This window comes from Mesorhizobium sp. M1E.F.Ca.ET.045.02.1.1, from assembly GCF_003952485.1.
Classification (GTDB): Bacteria; Pseudomonadota; Alphaproteobacteria; order Rhizobiales; family Rhizobiaceae; genus Mesorhizobium.
The window spans coordinates 3475999-3495780 of record NZ_CP034447.1; the positions used below are offsets into that span (position 1 = coordinate 3475999).

23 protein-coding genes are annotated in these 19782 nt (G+C 63.6%); 10 read left to right on the forward strand and 13 right to left on the reverse strand.

Annotated elements, in window-relative coordinates:
- Positions 1–54: 54 nt before the first annotated feature.
- Together pth and EJ070_RS16805 are read right to left on the reverse strand one after the other, a co-directional pair.
- The gene (gene pth / locus EJ070_RS16800) at positions 55–777 is read right to left on the reverse strand and encodes an aminoacyl-tRNA hydrolase (protein WP_126092368.1); all 723 of its coding nucleotides are present in this window, start codon (positions 775–777) and stop codon (positions 55–57) included.
- Between the two features lie 24 nt (positions 778–801).
- A complete protein-coding gene (locus EJ070_RS16805; RefSeq protein WP_126092369.1) occupies positions 802–1446 on the reverse strand; it encodes a 50S ribosomal protein L25/general stress protein Ctc in 645 nt (214 codons plus the stop codon).
- Between the two features lie 388 nt (positions 1447–1834).
- Between EJ070_RS16805 and EJ070_RS16810 the strand changes: the two genes are divergently transcribed.
- From EJ070_RS16810 to EJ070_RS16835, 6 genes are all read left to right on the forward strand, one after another.
- A complete protein-coding gene (locus EJ070_RS16810; protein ID WP_126092370.1) occupies positions 1835–2479 on the forward strand; it encodes a glutathione S-transferase family protein in 645 nt (214 codons plus the stop codon).
- Between the two features lie 140 nt (positions 2480–2619).
- Complete coding sequence (gene msuE, locus EJ070_RS16815) at positions 2620–3177, forward strand: FMN reductase (protein WP_126092371.1); 558 nt, start codon at positions 2620–2622, stop codon at positions 3175–3177.
- A gap of 34 nt (positions 3178–3211) precedes the next feature.
- Positions 3212–4576, forward strand: a complete 1365-nt coding sequence (locus EJ070_RS16820) for an LLM class flavin-dependent oxidoreductase (protein WP_126092372.1) — start codon at positions 3212–3214, stop codon at positions 4574–4576.
- A gap of 25 nt (positions 4577–4601) precedes the next feature.
- Positions 4602–5450 (forward strand): ABC transporter permease, encoded by an 849-nt coding sequence (locus tag EJ070_RS16825; RefSeq protein ID WP_126092373.1) that lies wholly within the window; start codon positions 4602–4604, stop codon positions 5448–5450.
- A gap of 48 nt (positions 5451–5498) precedes the next feature.
- Positions 5499–6497, forward strand: coding sequence for an ABC transporter substrate-binding protein (locus EJ070_RS16830; RefSeq protein WP_126092374.1), 999 nt, complete (start codon positions 5499–5501; stop codon positions 6495–6497).
- A 15-nt stretch (positions 6498–6512) separates the two neighbouring features.
- Positions 6513–7274 (forward strand): ABC transporter ATP-binding protein, encoded by a 762-nt coding sequence (locus EJ070_RS16835; protein ID WP_126092375.1) that lies wholly within the window; start codon positions 6513–6515, stop codon positions 7272–7274.
- 17 nt (positions 7275–7291) lie between these two features.
- Here EJ070_RS16835 and EJ070_RS16840 read toward each other — a convergent pair whose 3' ends face one another.
- The gene (locus EJ070_RS16840) at positions 7292–7732 is read right to left on the reverse strand and encodes a MarR family transcriptional regulator (protein WP_126092376.1); all 441 of its coding nucleotides are present in this window, start codon (positions 7730–7732) and stop codon (positions 7292–7294) included.
- Between the two features lie 147 nt (positions 7733–7879).
- On the opposite strand from EJ070_RS16840, the gene EJ070_RS16845 reads away from it, so the two are divergent.
- Positions 7880–8737: an alpha/beta hydrolase gene (locus EJ070_RS16845; RefSeq protein ID WP_126092377.1), complete on the forward strand. Its 858-nt coding sequence runs from the start codon at positions 7880–7882 to the stop codon at positions 8735–8737.
- 80 nt (positions 8738–8817) lie between these two features.
- Here EJ070_RS16845 and EJ070_RS16850 read toward each other — a convergent pair whose 3' ends face one another.
- Both EJ070_RS16850 and EJ070_RS16855 read right to left on the reverse strand, forming a co-directional pair.
- Entirely contained in the window at positions 8818–9732 is a 915-nt protein-coding gene (locus EJ070_RS16850) for an alpha/beta hydrolase (protein WP_126095795.1), read from the reverse strand.
- A gap of 152 nt (positions 9733–9884) precedes the next feature.
- The gene (locus EJ070_RS16855) at positions 9885–11129 is read right to left on the reverse strand and encodes an MFS transporter (protein ID WP_189350552.1); all 1245 of its coding nucleotides are present in this window, start codon (positions 11127–11129) and stop codon (positions 9885–9887) included.
- A 129-nt stretch (positions 11130–11258) separates the two neighbouring features.
- Here EJ070_RS16855 and EJ070_RS16860 point away from each other — a divergent pair, with 129 nt between their 5' ends.
- On the forward strand, positions 11259–12143 hold the full coding sequence (locus tag EJ070_RS16860) for a helix-turn-helix transcriptional regulator (protein WP_126092379.1): 885 nt from the start codon (positions 11259–11261) through the stop codon (positions 12141–12143).
- On the opposite strand, the gene EJ070_RS16865 is transcribed toward EJ070_RS16860, so the two are convergent.
- From EJ070_RS16865 to EJ070_RS16900, 8 genes are all read right to left on the reverse strand, one after another.
- Positions 12140–13075, reverse strand: coding sequence for a ribose-phosphate pyrophosphokinase (locus tag EJ070_RS16865; protein ID WP_126092380.1), 936 nt, complete (start codon positions 13073–13075; stop codon positions 12140–12142). The two genes, EJ070_RS16860 and EJ070_RS16865, sit on opposite strands and share 4 nt — an antisense overlap.
- A 165-nt stretch (positions 13076–13240) precedes the next feature.
- On the reverse strand, positions 13241–13852 hold the full coding sequence (locus tag EJ070_RS16870; RefSeq protein WP_126092381.1) for a hypothetical protein: 612 nt from the start codon (positions 13850–13852) through the stop codon (positions 13241–13243).
- 54 nt (positions 13853–13906) lie between these two features.
- Entirely contained in the window at positions 13907–15058 is a 1152-nt protein-coding gene (locus tag EJ070_RS16875; protein WP_126092382.1) for a Xaa-Pro peptidase family protein, read from the reverse strand.
- On the reverse strand, positions 15058–15846 hold the full coding sequence (gene pgeF / locus EJ070_RS16880; protein ID WP_126092383.1) for a peptidoglycan editing factor PgeF: 789 nt from the start codon (positions 15844–15846) through the stop codon (positions 15058–15060). Before pgeF ends, EJ070_RS16875 begins: the two co-directional genes overlap by 1 nt.
- A 105-nt stretch (positions 15847–15951) precedes the next feature.
- Positions 15952–17019 carry a class I SAM-dependent methyltransferase gene (locus tag EJ070_RS16885; RefSeq protein WP_126092384.1) on the reverse strand — a complete coding sequence of 356 codons (1068 nt, stop codon included), beginning with the start codon at positions 17017–17019 and terminating at the stop codon, positions 15952–15954.
- Complete coding sequence (lgt, locus tag EJ070_RS16890; protein ID WP_126092385.1) at positions 17016–17870, reverse strand: prolipoprotein diacylglyceryl transferase; 855 nt, start codon at positions 17868–17870, stop codon at positions 17016–17018. The genes EJ070_RS16885 and lgt overlap by 4 nt, the downstream gene beginning before the upstream one ends.
- An 83-nt stretch (positions 17871–17953) precedes the next feature.
- A complete protein-coding gene (locus EJ070_RS16895; protein ID WP_126092386.1) occupies positions 17954–18256 on the reverse strand; it encodes a type II toxin-antitoxin system RelE/ParE family toxin in 303 nt (100 codons plus the stop codon).
- Positions 18253–18513 (reverse strand): type II toxin-antitoxin system ParD family antitoxin, encoded by a 261-nt coding sequence (locus tag EJ070_RS16900; RefSeq protein ID WP_126092387.1) that lies wholly within the window; start codon positions 18511–18513, stop codon positions 18253–18255. Before EJ070_RS16900 ends, EJ070_RS16895 begins: the two co-directional genes overlap by 4 nt.
- Positions 18514–18654: 141 nt before the next feature.
- Between EJ070_RS16900 and EJ070_RS16905 the strand changes: the two genes are divergently transcribed.
- Positions 18655–18957, forward strand: coding sequence for an accessory factor UbiK family protein (locus EJ070_RS16905; RefSeq protein ID WP_126092388.1), 303 nt, complete (start codon positions 18655–18657; stop codon positions 18955–18957).
- Between the two features lie 318 nt (positions 18958–19275).
- Positions 19276–19776, forward strand: coding sequence for a YbjN domain-containing protein (locus EJ070_RS16910; protein WP_040970944.1), 501 nt, complete (start codon positions 19276–19278; stop codon positions 19774–19776).
- Positions 19777–19782 lie beyond the last annotated feature (6 nt).

Genomic DNA, 19782 nt, shown 5'->3' on the forward strand with positions numbered 1-19782 from the left:
CTATGGGCGAAAGCGCCGACGATCGTCAAGCCCTGCGGGCAATCGTTTCGGCGTTCAATCCTTGCCGAACAGCTTTTTCAGCATCGCGGCCATCGGGCCGCTTTCGGGGACTTTTGCCGCCGGCTGCTGCGGGCGCGCCTGGCGGATGTGGCTCTGCTGTTTCGGCGCCTTGGGTGGCGGCCGATCGTCATCGCCGGTCGGCACGAGCTTGTCGCGCAGCGTCAGCGTGATGCGGTTCATGAAGGAATTGTCGTCGCCCTTGGCCAACAGCCCTGCGTCATCGGCGATCGCGTCGAGCAACACGTCGAGCCATTCACGGTCGGCCTTGGCGAAGTCGCCGAGCACATGGCCGTGCACCATCTCCTTGACGCCGGGATGGCCGACACCGATGCGCACGCGGCGATAGGCATTGCCGACATGCCGGTCGAGCGAACGGATGCCGTTATGGCCGCCGGAACCGCCACCCACCTTGACCCTGACCTTGCCGGCGGCAAGGTCGATCTCGTCGTAGAAGACGGTGAGGGCGGCGGCTTCGAGCTTGTAGAAGCGCAGCGCTTCGCCGACCGACTGGCCGGACAGGTTCATGAAGGTCTGCGGCTTGATCAAAAGGATCTTCTCGCCGCCGAGCGTGCCTTCGGAGATCAGCCCCTGGAACTTCTTCGACCAGGGCGAAAAGGAATGGCGGCGGGCAATCGCGTCCGCCGCCATGAAGCCGACATTGTGCCGGTTGTTCTGATATTTTGCGCCCGGATTGCCGAGGCCTGCAAAGACAAGCATCGTCGCCTCCGGACGCGGAAGAGATTACTTCTCTTCGGCGGCAGGGGCCGCCGCTTCCGGCGCCTCCGCCTCGGTGGTCTCTTCCGTCTCCGGCTTCATCGCCGCGGAGCCGGCGATGGTCGCGATGGTGAAATCGCGATCGGAGATCACTGGCTTCACACCGGCCGGCAGGGCCACCGCCGAAATGTGGATCGAATCGCCGATTTCGGCGCCGGTGAGATCGACGGTGATGAAATCCGGGATCGCATTGGCCGGGCAGTGGAACTCGACTTCGTGGCGAACGATGTTGAGCACGCCGCCACGCTTGATGCCGGGCGACTTCTCTTCGTTGATGAAGTGGACGGGCACGTCGACATTGACCTCGGTGTCCTTGCCGATGCGCAGGAAGTCGACATGGACCGGGAAGTCCTTGACCGGATCGAGCTGGAAGTCCTTCGGCAGGACTTGGATCTTCTTGCCGTCGACATCGATCGTGGCGATCGTGGTCAGGAACCCGCCACCGTGGATCTTGTAGAAGATGTCCTTGTAGTTGAGCGCAATCGCCAGGGGGGGCTGCTTGTCGCCGTAAATAACTGCAGGCACTTTACCGTTGCGTCGAACCGTACGGGCGGACCCCTTACCGACCTGTTCGCGCGCTTCGGCCTTGAGCTCGTAAGTATCGTGGCTCATGGCATTTCCTTTCGCGTTTTATGGAGCGTTCGCGGCGGGCAATCCCATCCGTAAACGTCGAAAGCCGTCGCGGCCTCGCATGGTCGATCCAAACGCTTTTGGCTATCCAAACGCTTCCGGGGATCATGCAGGCCTGGCCAGCCTTCCTCCGCGTTGCCTCCAAGGGTGTCTACGCGGGTGGCGGCTCTATATCGGAAGGCGGGGAGCGGCGCAAGCCGTTGAACGGCAAGCCTTGGCCGGAGCCGGCCTGGTCGGCAGAACATAGTCAACGCTTCCGCCTGACGCAAAATCAGATCTGGCGGGTTGCGCCGAGTCTTGTCTGCGCCCGTAATGTAGCATCGGGCGGGTTTCAATCGTCCTTGGCAGGCAAGGACCTTTGGAGATCGACATGAAACTTCTGTTCAGCCGCAATCCCAATCCTCGCCTCGCAGTCGCGGCGGCGCGCTACCTCAAGGCGGAGATCGCATTCGAATTCGCCTCGCCGACGGCGCGGGGGCAGGCCGAACGATATCGCGCGCTGAACCCCAATTTGACCTTGCCCATATTGGTCGGCCCGGGATGGAGCCTCTGGGAGGCCGACGCCATCGCCTGCTGGCTCTCGCGCGACATGCATTCCGATTTCTGGCACACCGGCGACAACGAGCCCGAGATGATCCGCTGGCTGAGCTGGGGCAAGGAGAACTTCGTCAGAGCCTGCGACATGGTGCATTTCGAGCGCGGCAGCAAGCAGCGTTGGGGGCTGGGGCCAATCGACAAGGCACTGGTCGAGGAGGGGCTGAGGCAGTTCCACATGGCCGCAGCTATCCTTGAAGCCGAGCTTTCCCCGCGGGAGTGGCTGGTGGGCAAATCGGTTTCCTATGCCGACTTTCGCATGGCGACGTTCCTCGCTTTCAACGATGTCGCCAGATTGCCGCTTGACGACTACCCATCTATTCGCCGCTGGTATGGCCGGCTGGAGGCGATCGACGCCTGGCGCGACCCCTTCCAGGGACTGGAGGCGCCGCAACTGCCGCCGGTCAGGATTGAAGCCTGAGCCCGCATCCGCTGAACCAATCAACGGCGAAAGAACGCAAACTCAATCCCTCTGCCAAGCCCGTTTTGAAATCTTCTCGCTCATTTAATTCTATAAAATCGGTAGTCTTAATGAAGAAGTGCCGCGAGGAGAGCCTGAAAATGACGAAGAAGCTGGTGGTGGGGATATCCGGCAACCTGACCCGCCCGTCGAAAACCAAGGCATTCATCAGCCATATTGCTGGCGAGGTCGGTGGCCGGATCGCTGCGACGCAGGCGGTCTTCGACATTGAGGACCTCGGTTCATCCTTTCCTCGGGCCCGGCGCCTCGGCGATCTCGACCCGACCGCCCGCGGTATTGTCGAACAGCTGGTCAATGCCGATGTTCTGGTGGCGGGATCGCCGACCTTCAAAGGCAGTTACACTGGGCTTTTCAAGCATTTGTTCGATCTGCTTGATCCTTCTTCGCTGCGCGGCAAACCAGTCATTCTCGCCGCGACCGGCGGTGGCGAGCGTCACTCGCTGATCGTCGAGCACCAGCTGCGGCCGCTGTTCGGCTTCTTCGAAGCGCTGACCATGCCGACAGCAATCTATGCCTCCGACAAGGATTTTGCCGACGGCATGCTCGTATCGGAAGCGATCCATGCCCGCGCCCGGCAGGCCGTCGTCGAGGTCGTCAACGTTGTCGGCGCCACCCGCAGCGTCGGCCTCGCCGCCTGACTTCGAAGCAATCGTTCGAACCGAAGGATCAGCCATGACCAGCCCCAGCGAGTCCAGACAGATCAAGCTCGGCGCCTTCCTGCCCGGCGGCGGCCAACACGTCGCGGCCTGGCGCCATCCGGACTCGCCGGCCGATGGCGCGACCAATTTCGAGTTCCACAGAAAGCTCGCGCTGACCGCCGAGCGCGGCCTGTTCGATGCCTATTTCCTTGCCGACAATCTGACGGTCGGCCTCGGCGCCCGCGAGGGCGGCAATGCCAAGATTGCCGGTTTCGAGCCGGTGACACTGTTTGCGGCGCTGGCGCCGCTGACCACCCATCTCGGCTTCATCGCCACCGCTTCGACCACCTATGAGGAGCCTTACACGCTCGCCCGCAAATTCGCTTCGCTCGATCTTCTGTCGAACGGTCGCGCCGGCTGGAACGTCGTGACGTCGGCGGGCGACGACACGGCGCGTAACTTCAACCGCGACGTCCAGCCCAACCACGCCGAGCGCTACGAACGGGCGCATGAGCATGTCGAGACGGTGAAGGCGCTGTGGGACAGTTGGGAAGACGACGCTTTCATCCGCGACAAGAAGACCGGCCGCTTCTACGACAAGGACAGGCTGCACGACATCAACCACAAGGGCGAACATTTCAGCGTCAAGGGGCCGCTCAACGTACCGCGTCCGGTGCAGGGCCATCCGGTGGTGGTGCAGGCGGGCCAGTCCGAGGATGGGCGCGGACTCGCGGCGGCCTCGGCCGAGGTGATCTTCACCGCGCATCAGAGCCTGGCGTCGGCGCAGGAATTCTATCGCGACATCAAGGCGCGCGTGGCGGCGGCCGGCCGCGATCCGGCACAAGTGCTGATCATGCCGGGCGTGGCGCCTTTCGTCGGGCGCAGCGAAGAGGAAGCCCGCGCCAAATACCAGCAACTGAACGACCTGATCCTGCCCGAGGACGGCGTGGCGCTGCTCAACGCACTTGCCGGCCAGACGCTCGACCTCAGGGACTATCCGCTCGATGGCCCGTTGCCGCCTAGCCGGGAAACCGAAGGCATGAAGAGCCGGCAGGCGCTGATCCGCCAGATCGCCGATGAGCACAATTTCACGATCCGCCAGCTTTATCAGTGGGTGGCGACGGCACGTGGTCATTACACGGTGGTCGGCAGCGCCACGCAGGTCGCCGATCAACTGGAGGAATGGTTCACCAGCGAAGCCGCCGACGGCTTCAACATCCTGCCGCCCTGGCTGCCCGGCGCGCTCGACGATTTCGTCGACCTGGTCATCCCCGAATTGCAGCGGCGCGGCCTTTTCCGCACCGCATACGAAGGCAGGACGCTGCGCGAGAATCTCGGCCTCAGGCGACCGGAGAATCCATGGACAGTCGCCCGCTCGACCGTGCTCGCCGCCGAATGATCCTCTGAAAAGGAAAGGCAAGACGATGACTTTGCAGCACATCGAACGGTCGGTCGGCATCGGCGGCCATGACGGCGGCAATGGCTTCGGGACGGCGGCCTTGCGGCTGGCCGGCCGGACATCGACGCGGATCCTGTCGCGTTATGGCGTGCTGCTCGGCTTCCTCTCGCTTTGGCAAATTGCGGCGAGCAGCGGCTGGGTCAACGCGGCCGTGCTGCCGCCGATCGACGCCATCGTCGCGGCGCTCTGGAAGGGCCTCGCCGGCGGCAGCCTGCTCGGCGATATCGCCATCAGCCTGCAGCGCGCCGGCCTTGCCTTCGCGGCGGCCGTCATCGTCGCTATCCCACTCGGACTGGTCATGGGCCAGGTGCGAGCCGTGGAAACCGCGCTCGATCCGATCGTGCAGTTGTTCCGTCAGACCTCGGCGCTGGCGCTCTATCCGGTGTTCATCCTGCTCTTGGGATTGGGCGAAGCCTCCAAGGTGTTCGTCATCTTCTGGGCGACGCTGTTCCCGCTGCTCCTCAACACCATCAGCGGCGTCAAGGAGGTCGATCCGAAGCTGCTCGAGATGGCGCGCGTCTACGGCGGCCGGCGGCTCACCATATTCCGCCGCGTCGTGCTGCCCGGCGCCGTGCCCTCGATCTTCGTGGGCCTGAGGCTCGGCGCCACCACCGCGCTGCTGCTGCTGATCGCCTCGGAAATGATCGGCGCCAACAAGGGCATCGGCTTCCAGGTGATGAACGCGCAGTACAACTTCCAGATCCCGCTGATGTTCGCGGCGATCGTCATCCTTGCCGCACTTGGCCTGATCGCCAACCAGGCGCTGGTCAGCCTGCAACGGCGGCTCTGCCGCTGGAGCAGCACCGTCGGCTGAGCCGTCAATCCATCACCAATCATTCCTGAAACCATGAAAGGCCGGACCATGACCATCACACGCCGTTCGCTTCTCCTGCGTGCCCCGCTTGCCGCCGGCATCATCGCCGCCGGCCTGCCTTCGATCGCACGCTCGCAGGCCGCCGCCGTCAAGATACGCTACCTTGCCAGCCGCGGCGGCATCTCCCCGCACGAGCTTGCCGGCGAACTCGGCTATTTCAAAGGCCTCGGCATCGAGCTCGAGAATGTCGGCTATGCCGCGGGCGGCCCGGAATCGCTGTTCGCGCTCGCCTCCGGCAGCGTCGATTTGGGTTCGGTCGCCACGCCTGCCGTGATCAACTCGATCGCCGGCGGCAACGACTTCGTCGCCGCCTATCCGAGCAACGGCATCAACAAGGACGTGAAGAGCGTCTTCTATGTGCTGGAGGACAGCCCGATCAAGTCGATCGCCGACATCGCCGGCAAGACGATCTCGGTCAACACGCTCGGCGCCCATCTCGATTATACGGTGCGTGAGGCGCTGCGCAGCGTCGGCCTGCCGCCGGATGCCGCCAAGCTCGTCGTGGTACCCGGACCGCAGCTCGAGCAGACCTTGCGCTCGCGCCAGGTCGATATCGCGGGGCTCGGCTACTGGCAGGCGACGTTTGCCGGCCAGTTGGTCAGCAATGGCGGCGTGCGCGGCGTCTTCAACGACACCGACGTGCTCGGCGAGATCGCCGGCGGTTTCGTCGTGCTCCGGCGCGACTTCATCGCCGCCAATCCCGATGCTGCCCGCAACTTCGTCGAACAGTCCGCGCGCGCCGCCGACTGGTCGCGGCAAAATCCGGACGAGGCGCGCAAGGTGCTCGCCGACGTCCTCGACAAACGCGGCGAGAACGGCGAGCTGGCCCGCTTCTGGACCGGCTTCGGGCTGCGCGAAAAGGCAGCGGTGACGAACCGCGACGTCGAGTTCTGGGTCAGCATTCTCGAACGCGATGGCCGTTTGCCGAAAGGCAAGCTCAAGGCCACCGACATCCTCTATCGCCCGGGCGAAACCAAAACCAACTGACATGGAGACACCGGCATGGCTACCGCACGCGGCGGCGAGGTCACGATACGCGACCTGTCGAAGTCCTTCGCGCTTGGCGGGCGTCAACTCGCGGTGCTGCGCTCGCTCAACCTCGACATCCGCTCCGGCGAATGCCTGGTTATCGTCGGCGCCAGCGGTTCGGGCAAGACGACGCTGCTGCGCATCCTCGCCGGCCTGGAGCGGGCCGACGGCGGCGCCGTCGCGATCGATGGAAAGCAGGTCGAGGGCGTCGGCGAGGAGCGGGCGGTGATCTTCCAGGAGCCGCGGCTGCTGCCCTGGCTGACCGTACTCGGCAATGTCGCCTTCGGTCTCGAAGTGCGTGGCGTGTCCAAGGCGGAGGCCGAGAAGCGGGCGCGGTTCTATATCGCGCTGGTCGGCCTTGCCGAGTTCAGCGATGCCTATCCAAGGCAGCTCTCGGGCGGCATGGCCCAGCGCGTCGGCATAGCACGGGCGCTGACGGTGCAGCCCGAAATCCTGCTGCTCGACGAGCCGCTTGGGGCCCTCGACGCCATGACCAAGATCTCCATGCAGGAGGAACTGGCGCGCATCTGGAGCGAGGAGAACGTCACGATGGTCGTGGTCACCCATGACCTGGAGGAGGCGATCTATCTCGCCGACAGGGTGCTGATCCTGCCCAAGGAGAAGGGCGGCGCGGCAAGGCTGATCGACGTCGACCTGCCACGACCGCGCGACCGCAGCGAAAGCCGCTTCGTGCGCTACCGCGAGGAATTGCTGCGCGAGTTCGGCCTGCATTAAGGGATAGCGCGCAAGCTTCAGCTATCGCCGGCCAGGTCACTGTTCAGCGCATCCCGCAGCGCCTTCACCTGCCGGTTCAGGGCATCGAGTTCAGCCAGCGTCATGCCCGAGCGCTCGATCAGGGTCTCGTTCAGGCAATTGCACCGGACCAACAGCGCGCGTCCGGCCGCGGTCAGGTCAACCTGCACCTGGCGTTCGTCGGTCTGGCTGCGCTGGCGGGTTACCAGGCTAGCCTGTTCCATCCGCTTCACCAGCGGCGTGATGGTGCTCGATTCCAAGGCGAGCCGGTGCGCGATGCTGCCCACCGACATGCCGTCCGCTTCGCCCAGCGCGTTGAGCACCAGATATTGCGGATAAGTGATTCCCATTTCGTCCAGCATGGGCTTGTAGGTACGATTGATTGTCATGCTGGTGGCGTAAAGCGTGAAACAGAGCTGATTGTCCAAGGGAAGAGGCACCGACGCGTTCCTTTGCCGACTGAGCACTGATTATATACCACGGAAAATGTTATCGTGATATATATTTTTGTGGACAAGCGTGCTCGATCGCGTTACCCATTTCGTTATCGCGATATTATTTATTGCGAAAATACAAAGGAGATGGAGATGACTGAAGCTTCGCAGACCAAGATCGGCAGCGGCACGATCACCACCAAGGACGGAACGCAGATCTACTACAAGGACTGGGGCACCGGTCAGCCGATCGTGTTCCATCACGGCTGGCCGCTGAGCAGCGACGACTGGGACGCCCAGATGCTGTTCTTCCTCTCCAAAGGCTACCGCGTCATCGCCCATGACCGCCGCGGCCACGGCCGCTCCAGTCAGACGGACGCCGGCAATGAGATGGACACCTATGCCGCCGATGTGGCGGCGCTCACCGCGCATCTCAACCTCAAGGATGCCATCCATGTCGGCCATTCGACCGGTGGCGGCGAAGTGGCGCGTTATGTCGCGCAATACGGCTCCGGCGGTCGCGTCGCCAAGGCCGTGTTGATCGGGGCAGTGCCGCCGATCATGCTCAAGACCCCAGCCAATCCCGGCGGCCTGCCGATCGAGGTGTTCGACGGCTTCCGCTCGGCGCTGACGGCCAACCGCGCCCAGTTCTTCCGCGACGTTCCCGCCGGTCCGTTTTACGGCTTCAACCGTCCGGGCGCGACGGTGTCGGAAGGCGTTATCGACAATTGGTGGCGCCAGGGCATGATGGGCGGCACCAAGGCGCATTACGATTGCATCAAGGCCTTCTCGGAAACCGACTTCACCGAGGACCTGAAGAAGATCGACGTGCCGGTGCTGGTCATGCATGGCGACGACGATCAGATCGTTCCGATCGCGGATTCGGCGCTGCTTTCGATCAAGCTGCTCAAGAAGGGTGAGCTCAAGGTCTACAAGGGCTTTCCGCACGGCATGGCGACGACCCATGCGGACGTCATCAACGCCGACCTCTTGGCCTTCTTCAAGGCCTAGAATCGTCCAGTTGCGTAGACAGGCACCCGCCGTCAGGCGGGTGCTTTTGTACTTTCATCGACATGTCCGCGGGACAGTGCCTACCTGGCGAGAAAACCAGTGATCAGCTTGACGGTGGCGTCGGGGTTTTCCTCCATGATCCAATGACCGGAGTTGGGCACGATGCCGCCTGTGACATCGGTCGCAACAAGCCGCAAGATATCGGCCTGCGTGGTGCCGGCGGATTTTTCCCCGCCAACAGCCAGCACCGGCATGGTCAGTTTGCTGCCAGCGGCGAGCATCGCCTGGTTGTCGATCGCGTCCTGGTCAAAGGCCTTGAACTGCTCGAAAGCGTCATGCATCGCATGCGGGCGTGCATAGAGTTTGGCATAGTGCTTGCGCGTGGCCTCATCGATCTTCTTCGGGTCGGCCGACAGTTCGTTGTAGAAGCGGTCGAGATAGATGCGCTCTCGCCCCGCGACCAGCCGCTCCATATCCGGGCCACGGAAGTTGAAGTGCCAAAGCAGCGGGCTTTGCTTGATCTTTTCCCAGTCACCGATTCCGGGTAGCGGCGCATCGATGATGACCCATTTGGTGATGCGCTTGGGATATTGCGCAGCAAGCGCATAGCCAACCATGTTGCCGATGTCGTGCGTGACCAGATCTGCCTTGTCGATCTTCAGGGCATCCAACACGCCGGCGATGTCGACGGCCTGGTTCTTCTTGGTGTAGCCCGCTTCAGGGTGAGCGGACAGACCCATGCCGCGCAGGTCCGGCACGATGACAGTATGGTCCTTTGCGAGCGCCGCCGCCGCGGCGCCCCACATGTCTCCGGTATCGGCAAAGCCGTGCAGCAGCACGACCGCGGGACCTTTGCCGCCGACGCGCACATAGAGGCTCGTGCCGTTGGTTTCGACGGACTGCGTCTTGAAACCCGGCGGAAAAGGAACGATGCGTGCCGTAGCCGGCAAGGTTACAAGAAGCACGCCCAACACGGCCAATACGATCTTGCGCATATCATTCTCCAGAGACATTGAGTTATCTGCGGCAGCGTCGCCAGCGCACGCGTTTCGAACACTAACAGGCTTTTCACCTGGCGTATGGGAAGGAATCGATAAGGGCGCGGCAGCTGCCACGCCCTTATTCGAGTCCTGAAGATCGGCGGTTTTTAACTGGCCGCCGCCTGCGCCTTCCGCGCTTCCCTCATATTCGGCAGGAATACCGTCAGCAGGCCGAGGAAGGGCAGGTAGGAACAGATCTGGTAGACGAAGTCGATGCCCTTCATATCGGCGATGACGCCAAGCACGGCGGCGGCGATGCCGCCCATGCCGAACGCGAAGCCGAAGAAGATGCCGGCGATCATGCCGACGCGACCGGGCACCAATTCCTGCGCGAAGACGACGATGTTGGAAAAGGCCGACGACAGGATGAGGCCGATCAGCACGGTGAGCACCATCGTCCATTCCAGGTTGGCGTAGGGCAGTGCCAGCGTGAACGGCAGCACGCCGACGATGGAGAACCAGATCATCGCCTTCTGGCCGTAGCGGTCGCCGAATGGGCCGCCTAGCAGGATGCCCAGCGCCGAAGCGCCAAGGAACAGGAACAGCATCACCTGCGACATCTGCACCGAAACGCCGAACTTATGGATGGCGTAGAAAGTGTAGTAGCTGGAGAGCGAGGCGATATAGGCGTTCTTGGTCAGCACCAAGAGCGTCAGGACCGCCAATGCCCACATCACCTTGCTGCGCGGGAAGGGCGAGACGTGGGCCACCTGCTTGCGGGTGGCCATCGAAGCGCGCAGCCGGCTGTACCAGCCGCCGACCTGCCACAGCACGATGATGCCGATCAGCGAGCCGACGGCGAACCAGGAGATGCTGGTCTGGCCGAACGGCACGACGATGAAGGCGGCGAGCAGCGGTCCCATCGCCTGGCCGAAATTGCCGCCGACCTGGAACAGCGACTGCGCCAGGCCGAAGCGGCCGCCGGAAGCGAAGCGGGCGATGCGCGAGGATTCCGGATGGAAGATCGCCGAGCCGATACCGATCAGCGAGGCGCCGATCAGGAGCAGCCAGTAATGGCCGGCATGAGCAAGCACCACCAGCCCGATCAGCGACGAGGCCATGCCCCAAGGCAAGGAATAGGGCATCGGCCGTTTGTCGGTGATCATGCCGATCACCGGCTGCAGCAGCGAGGCGGTCACCTGGAAGGTGAAGGTCAAAAGGCCGATCTGCCAGAAGTCGAGACCGTAATTGTCCTTGAGCAGCGGATAGATGGCCGAAAGCAGCGACTGCATGATGTCATTGACGCAGTGGCAGAAGCTCACCGCAAGAATGGCGGTGAAGGCCGTCGCTTGCGCCGAGGGGTGGCTGGCCGGCGCTGGGGTAGCGACGGCGGCAGCTGTCGTGTCGGTCAAGGCAATTGCTCCGTGGTCTTTTTGGCGGCGAACCGCAGGCAGTCTTATAGGACGCTTGCCTTATAGTCGGCTTGAATGGCGACTTCTTTCGTGGTTTGGTCCAATAGTTTCGCAAGTGGGCCACATCCGATGCCGCATGGCCGGGAAATATTCAGGGGCGATGCCGCCGAGCTCGGCCGGCTGCATGAAAGCCGCTGGCAATGGCTGGAACAGGCGGTCGGGCCGGCGGTCGCGCTGCCGACCGAATATCCCGACGGCTACCACGTGCCGCGGCACCGGCACAGCCGCAGCCAGTTGCTGCACGCGCTGGTCGGCGTCGTGCTGGTGACGACCAAGCACGGCCGCTGGATGGTGCCGCCCGACCATGCCATGTGGATACCGGCCGGCATCGAGCATTCGGTCGAGATGCTGGGCGATGTCTCGATGCGCTCGGTCTATGTCACGCCGGACGCCATTCCCGGCCTGCCGGAGGGCTTGCGCGTCGTCGGCATCACCGGGCTCATGCACAGCCTGATCGTCGAATCGGAGAAGTTGCCGCAGGGCGGCGAGCTCGAAGGGCGCGCCGGATTGATCATGGGGCTCTTGCTGCACGAGATCCCGAACCTGCCGGAACGGCCGCTCGGTCTGCCTTTCCCGTCGGATCCGAAGCTCGCGACGCTCTGCCGGCGCTTCGTGGCGGCGCCTTCGCCGCATGCGACGATCGACGAATGGGCGGATGCCGCGGGCATGAGCCGGCGCTCGTTCACCCGCGCCTTTCAGCGTCAAACCGGGCTGTCGCTGTCGACATGGCGCCAGCAGGCCTGCCTGTTCGCGGCGTTGCCGAGGCTTGCCGACGACGAGCCGATCACCAGAGTGGCGCTTGACCTCGGCTATGACAGCGTGCCGGCCTTCATCACCATGTTCAAGCGCATGCTGGGCGCCTCGCCGCGCGGCTATATGCGCGGCGCGCGCGAGGCGGGCGAGGGGGCAAAGCGGTTAAGCGGCCCGGTCCGTGCCGAAACCGCGGTGGCTTAATCGAACAGGCTCGAGACCGATTCCTCGGTCGCCGTGCGCGAGATCGCCTCGCCCATCAGGTCGGCGATCGAGATGACGCGGATGTTGGGCGCGTCGAGCACGGCCTGGCTCGGCTGGATGGAATCGGTGATCACCAGTTCCTGCAGCTTCGAACCGGCGATGCGGGCAACCGCGCCGCCCGAGAGCACGCCATGGGTGATGTAGGCGGTGACGCTGGTCGCGCCGTTGGCGAGCAGCGCGTCGGCGGCATTGCAGAGCGTGCCGCCGGAATCGACGATGTCGTCGATCAGCAGGCAATCCTTGCCGGCGACGGCGCCGATGATGTTCATGACCTCGGATTCGCCGGGGCGCTCGCGGCGCTTGTCGACGATGGCGAGCTGCGCGTCGAAGCGTTTTGCCAGCGCGCGGGCCCGCACCACGCCGCCGATGTCTGGCGACACCACCACGACGTTGCCGAGCTGCTTGTATTTCGCCTTCACGTCGCGGGCCATCACCGGCACCGAGAACAGATTGTCGGTCGGAATATCGAAGAAGCCCTGGATCTGGCCGGCATGAAGGTCGAGCGTCAACACGCGGTCGGCGCCGGCGCGGGTGATCATGTTGGCGACGAGCTTGGCCGAGATCGGCGTGCGGCCGGAGGCGCGGCGGTCCTGCCTGGCATAGCCGAAATAAGGGATGACCGCCGTGATTCGCCTTGCGGAGGAGCGCATGAAGGCGTCCATCATGATGAGCAGTTCCATCAGATGGTCGTTAGTCGGGAAAGACGTGGACTGCAGGATGAAGACATCCTCGCCGCGCACGTTTTCCTGGATCTCGACGAAGATCTCCTGATCGGCGAAGCGCCGGACGCTGGCCTTACCCAGCGGGATGTTGAGATAGCGAGCGACCGCTTCGGCCAGCACCCTATTGGAATTGCCCGCGAAAAGCTTCATGCACCGTTCCTGGTGAAGGATGGAGAGACCAAACAGACTCTCATGAGCCTTTTATGCGGGCTTTTAGCGGCCCGCGCCGGTATTGCAAGCCTCGTGATCGGGAATCCTTCGACAAGGCGCAACAAAGGCTGTCGGCATCGCAAGCCGGCAACACAATAGGGCGCCCTAGCCGGCGCCACCGCTGCCCAGCCAGGCGGTGAACTGGTCGATCGTCTGGTCGGCGATCGCCTGCATGGTCGCGGGAGCAACGGCCGGCCAGCCCTCGGTGCTGCCGACCGAAGGCGACTTCTGCTGGCCATTGATGCGGTGCAGGCGGTTGCCCGAGGGGTCGTAGACGTCCCAGACGTAGATGACGGTCGTGTCCTTGCCTTCGGACATCGTCGAAAAATAGCCTTTCAGCACATGCGTTGCCGTCTGGTCGGTGCTGCCGACAAGCGTCACGCCGCGCTGCCTGGCGCGCGTCTGCAGCTCCGCTGTCAGTGGTGCCGCGGCTTCCACCGAGGCGCCGACGATCGGCGCGACCTGCAGCCGGGTCTTGGCGATGGCGGCTGTCTGAGCGGGGGTAGCGGGCGCCGAAGCCGTCGCTGTCGCCGCAGGGGCTGGCGCGGTCGTCGTCGGCGATGTGGTGGCCGATGTGCCCGGGGTGGTCGGCAAAGTCTGAGCCGAACTCGCCGGCGGGGTGACGGCCGAAGGATCGAGGACGTCCTTGGCGTTGGTGCAAGCGGTGAGCGCCAGCGCCGCGAGCAATGACACGGTCGTCACCTGCGATCGTCTCATTTGCCCGAAAACTCCCTCGTGGCGACGCCCCCGCGTGAACCTACCATTATGGATTCACTGTACGATCAAGTCGAGATCATGGCGGGAGAGCGGCTTCGGCGCCGATTCCGTGGTGAGGTAGGTGCGGCCAAGGGTCATCGCCGACTCGGTCTCGGAGTCCATGATGATCATATGCGCGAACAGCGTCATGTTGGGCGCGATCGGCTCCGGATTGCCCTGGTAGAACATCGGCATATCCATCCAGGACGGCGTGAAGCGGGCGCCGACCGAATAGCCGCAGGCGTTCAGCCGGTGCTTGGTGAGATTATGCGCCTCGAGCGTGCGGGCATGCGCATCGAAGACATCGCCGAAGGTGTTGCCCGGCATCATCGCCTTTTCGACCGCAAGCAGCGCGGCGCGGGCGGCATCGAACAGTTCCTGGTGGCGCTTCGAGACCTTGCCGGTCAATGCGGTACGCATCATCGGGGCGTGGTAGTGATGGAAGACACCCGCCCATTCGAGCGTCAGCTGGTCGTTCTTGGTAAGCTTGCGGCGCCCGGCCTTATAGCGGCAAAGCAGGGCATCGGCGCCGGAGCCGATGATGTATTCGTTGGCGGGGTAGTCGCCGCCGCCGGCAAAGACGGCACCTTGCATGGCCGCCAGGATAGGCCCCTCGTCGCCGCCCTGCTTGATCAGCGGCAAGGCCGCATCCAGCGCATCGTCGGAAAGACTTGCCGCTTTTTCCGCCTTGGCGATTTCGGCCGGGCTCTTGAAGAGCCGCAGCCGGCCGACGATGCCGGAAGCATCGGCGATCTGGCCGAAGGTTTGCAACTGCTCATCCACGCGGCGGCCGTTGTAGGCGGTCAGGCCATGCGTGTCGTATTCGACGCCGATGCGGGCGCCGAGCAGATCGAGGTCATTGAGCAGGTTGCGCAGGTCGATCGCCGGATTGGCGCCGTCGCGATCGGTCCACAGCACGATGTTTTCGATGGTCGAGGTGTGGCGCGCTTGTCTCAAATCGGCCGAGCGGGTGAGCAGCACCATCGATCCGTCGGCCTTCACTACCAGACACTGGAAGAAGCAGAAGCCGAACGTGTCGTAGCCGGTCAGCCAGTACATGCTCTCCTGCGCGAACAAAAGCACGGCGTCGAGCTTCTTCTCGGCCATTTCGATCAGCAGCCGGTCGCGCCGCGCGTCGAATTCCGAACGTTCGAAATGCAGCGCCATTATTCTTTCTCCAGAACGATTGCCGAAACCTGGCGCCCGTAATCCGCTTCCCTGCGGTGGGTGGTGCGCCGGTAGGAATAGAAAAGATCCTCTTCCGCGTAAGTGCAGCGGCCGAGCCCTTCGGCGGTCACGCCGGCCTTGCGCAGCCGGTCGACCGTATATTGGTTGAGGTCGAACATCGAGTGGCGGGGGTTCACCGACGACCTGAAATAGCGTTGGTTGCCGGCGTCGGCCTCGACGAAGCGGGAGACGAATTCCGCTCCGACCTCGTAATTGTCGGGTCCGATCGAGGGGCCGAGCACGGCGACGATGCGATCACGGCGGGCGCCGAGACCTTCCATCGCGGCAACGGTGTTTTCGAGCACGCCGGTGAAAGCACCTTTCCAGCCGGCGTGCGCCGCGCCGATGACGCGGGCTTCGGGGTCGGCGAACAGCACCGGCCCACAATCGGCCGTCGAGGCGCCGACGGCGATGCCCGGCCGATCAGTGACGACGGCGTCGGCCTTGGGTCGCGGATACGCAAAAGGTTCCCTGGCGATGACGACATCGGGCGAATGGACCTGGTGCGCGGTGAGGAGATGATCCGCCGGCACGCCCATCCAGTCGGCGACGCGACGGCGATTTTCGGCCACCAGCGTTTGATCGTCGCTGGAGCCCGTGCCGATGTTGAGGCCCTGGTAGATGCCGCCGGAGACGCCGCCGATGCGCGTGAAGTAACCGTGACGGATGCCTTGCGCCTTCTCCAGAAGAGGCGAGCGTACTGGATCGGGTCTGGTCTGATTCAGCATGGATGGGTTTGTTGTCCGCGTGGGCGATTTCGTCAAGGTGAAGTTCGGCGAGGGGCGAAGCTCGGGCAAGTAGCCGGGCCAGCTTGCACGGATTGCCTGTCGATGTCAGCCGGTTTTCGCCGCCGGCAGGACCTTCATCACCTTGAAGAGCTCGCCCATGGCATCTGAACCCGCGAGGCGTTCGACCGCGTCGGAAATCGCCTGCCGCGCGCCGTCATCGGCGTCGGCGCCGAGTGAACCGGCGCGCTCGAGCAGCCCCATGCCAAGCAGGAATTCGCCTTGCGTGGTCAGTTCCGCATCGAGGCCGTGCGCCCGGACGGTCGCTGCCAAGGCCGCGAAATCCACATGGGCGGTGAGATCGGCCTCGCCGGGATTGGCGAGCACGTCTTCGTGATCGTGCCTGCGCAGCGCCTGCAATGTGTCGCCGATGCCGGGCTCAAGATGGCCATAATCGATGAAGAGCCCGGCGCCGCCGCGGCCGGCGATGCGCTCGGCAATCGCCGACATCAACGCCGCGCGGGCCGGCGCCACCTCGGCGATCGCGCCTTGCGGCGCGTCCGCCGCGCCCGACGGCAGCAGCGCCGGGTCGACGGAACCGGCGCCGGCAAAGAAATGGAGATTGTCGGCATCGTCGAGGCCGACCATCCGCTCGCGCCAGCCTGCGCCGACATGGACGAACTGGCGGATCGGCACCGCGTCGAACAGCTCGTTGCCGACGATGAAGAGCGGCTGGTGCGGCAGGGTGTCGATGGTCCGGTGCCAGCTCAGGGCTGCATTTTGATTGGCAAGCGTCGCTTTCTGGATCTCGATGAGGCGCGGACTGGTCTCGATCATGGCGAAGGAAGCGCCGGCTGCAAGCACCGGGTCGAGCCGCGACCATGTGCGCAGCATGTCCTTCATCAGTGTGCCGCGGCCGGGGCCGATCTCGGCGAAGGTGGCGGGAAGCGGCCGGCCGGCGCCCTGCCAGGCCTGGTAAAGCCAGACGGCGACAAGCTCGCCGAACATCTGGCTGATCTCGGGCGCGGTGACGAAGTCGCCGGCAGGGCCGAAGGGCTCGCGCGTCGTGTAATAGCCGTCCTTGGGGTCGAACAGGCAGAGCGCCATGTATTCGCTGACCGGGATCGGCCCCACGGCGCCGATCAGGTCGACGATGCGGTCCTTCAGGCGGGTCATGCTGCCTGCGGCTGCGTCATCGGCTTCGCAGTCGCCATGGCCCAGATGCCGGCGAGCACCATCGGCGAGGACAGGATCATACCCATGGTCAGCCAGTTGGTGCCGAGCAGGTAGCCGAGCTGCTGGTCGGGCTCGCGGAAGAGCTCGACGAAGATGCGCGACAAACCATAGCCGCAGATGAAGGCGCCGCCGACGAAACGCGGCGTTCTCAGCTTCAGCCGAGAATGGGTGAGGAAGCGCAGCACCAGGAACAGCACGAGGCCTTCAAGCAGCGCCTCATAGAGCTGGCTGGGATGCCGGGTAAACGGGCCGCCATTGGGGAATTCGATCGCCCAGGGCACATCCGACGGTCGCCCCCAGAGCTCAGAATTGATGAAATTGGCGACGCGCACCAGTCCGAGGCCGACCGGCACGCCAGCCGCGACGACGTCGAACAGCGTCCAAGTGTGGATGCCGCGCTTGAGCGAGAACAAGGTCATGGCGAGGATGACGCCGAGCAGCCCGCCATGAAACGACATGCCGCCCTCCCAGACGGCAAAGATGTCGAGCGGATGCGCGATGTAGCGCGCAAGATCGTAGAAAAGCACATAGCCGGTCCGCCCGCCGAGCACCACGCCGATCGCTGCCCAGACGATGAAATCGTCGAGGTCCTCGGGCTTCATCGGCAGCTTGCCGTCCGGCCAAAGGCTGGCGTTGGTGACGAGCCGCTTTGCGTACCACCAGGCAAAGAGGATGCCGACGATGTAGCCGACGCCATACCAATGCACCGCCAGCGGTCCGATATGGATGATGACCGGATCGATGTTGGGGAAGGGCAGAGAGGCCAGTGGCAGCAGGAAATATTCGCTCAAACTGGGGTCTCCCGGTTGCGGTCGTCTATCGGGCGCGGACCATGCGGCAGGGTTTTGGCGGGGTCAAGGCGGCTGCCGCGACCTCAATCCTCGGGGAATAGAATATTCTCAAAGTCCATCGCGCCGTGCAGGACATGCAGGATTTCCACCGCGCCTGTGCTGACGCGATAGAAGATCAGATAGCGGCCGTGAACGCGCCGACGGACGCCCGACGACCGGTATCGTTCCACGACTGGATGCCGCTCCGGCATGGTCCGCAATCGCAAGCAGTCGTCGCGCAGGTCCTGGATGAAGGTCACCGCGCGAAGTGGATTGTCGAGCCCGATGTGGTTGGCTATGGCCTCAAGGTCCGCTTTGGCCTGATCAGTGAAGGTTAGCGGCCTCACTTGCCCTTCTCTGCAATCGCCCTGTATTTCGCCTCAAGACGGTCGAACACTTCCTCTGCTGGCGTCGACCTGCCTGCGTCGGCATCCGAAATGCCTTTGGCGAGTGCCGCATCGAGGGTGGCAAGGCGCTTCTCTCGCTCCTCGACGAGGCGAACGCCTTCGCGCAATACCTCGCTTTTCGAATTGTAGCGGCCGGTGCTGACGAGCCGGTTCACAACATCTTCCAGCCGGTGCCCCAGGTCTGCACTGATCGCCATGACGGCCTCCTTTGAGAGGGTTCACTCTATAATAATAGTTATTGGAATGGCCAGCTAGCAGGAATAGCAAGTCCGCATCGGATGCGCTTGCATTCCGCGCCGCTCGCCACTACGTGAAAAATCAGCAAGCGAGGATTTGCCATGTCGAACGGACCGAACCGCATTCTCGACGAATTCGCCAAGCTGATGACGGATGCAGCGGGGGCCGCCCAGGGCGTTCGGCGCGAGATGGAGACCGCCTTCCGCAGCCAGGCCGAGCGCCTGCTCAACTCCATGGAAGTGGTTCAGCGTGAAGAGTTCGAGGCCGCGCGCGAGATGGCTGTCAAGGCGAGGGAAGACAGCATCCAGCTTGCGGCGCGCGTCGAGGCGCTCGAGGCCAAGCTCGCCGAACTGACCGGGCAGACCGCACCGGCGGCCGCGGCGAAGCCCAGATCAAAAAAATAATCGCTAAACTTTTCCACAAAGCGCGATCCGGAAAATCGCTTTGCCGTGAATCGCTTACCGGCATTGCATGAATCTTTTTGACAGCGCCTTTCCACATGCGAATGACGCAGTGCGAAAAATTGGGCTGTTCACGCGACTCCCGATCAATAGACTGAATTTGTTGCATGATTCGGAGCAGGGATCATGCGCCGGGCGGTGGGGTCCGGTCTGGAGTCTTTGCGTTTGAGAAGTTCCTGGCCGTCCGAGTTCTAGACAAGATTGTTCGTCGTGTGTGCCCCGCGGAGCGTGTGGCGCTCCCCTGAACACAGGAAGCATTCCATGGAACTTCTCGAACTCGAATTCTCCCGCGAAATCCACCCGGTGGATGTCATCGAGCAGGTGGCCCACAACAATGACTGGTCCTTCGAGCGCGCCGGCGACGACGAGATCTCGATTTCGGTGACCGGCAGTTGGACCGACTATCATGTCTCCTTCTCCTGGATGGAGGATTTCGAGGCGCTGCATCTGGCCTGCGCCTTCGACATCAAGGTGCCGGAAACGCGCGCGCTGGAAGTGATGCGGCTGTTGTCGCTCATCAACGAACAAATGCTGTTCGGCCATTTCGACCTGTGGGAGCAGGAGGGCGCGATCATGTTCAGGCAGTCGCTGCTGCTTGCCGGTGGGGTCGAGCCGTCGAGCCAGCAGGTCGAGGTGCTGCTGTCCTCGGCGCTCGAGGCCTGCGAATGCTATTTCCAGGCCTTCCAGTTCGTCGTCTGGTCCGGTACATCGGCCAAGGACGCGCTGTCCAGCGTGCTCTTCGAGACCCACGGAAACGCCTGAACCAAG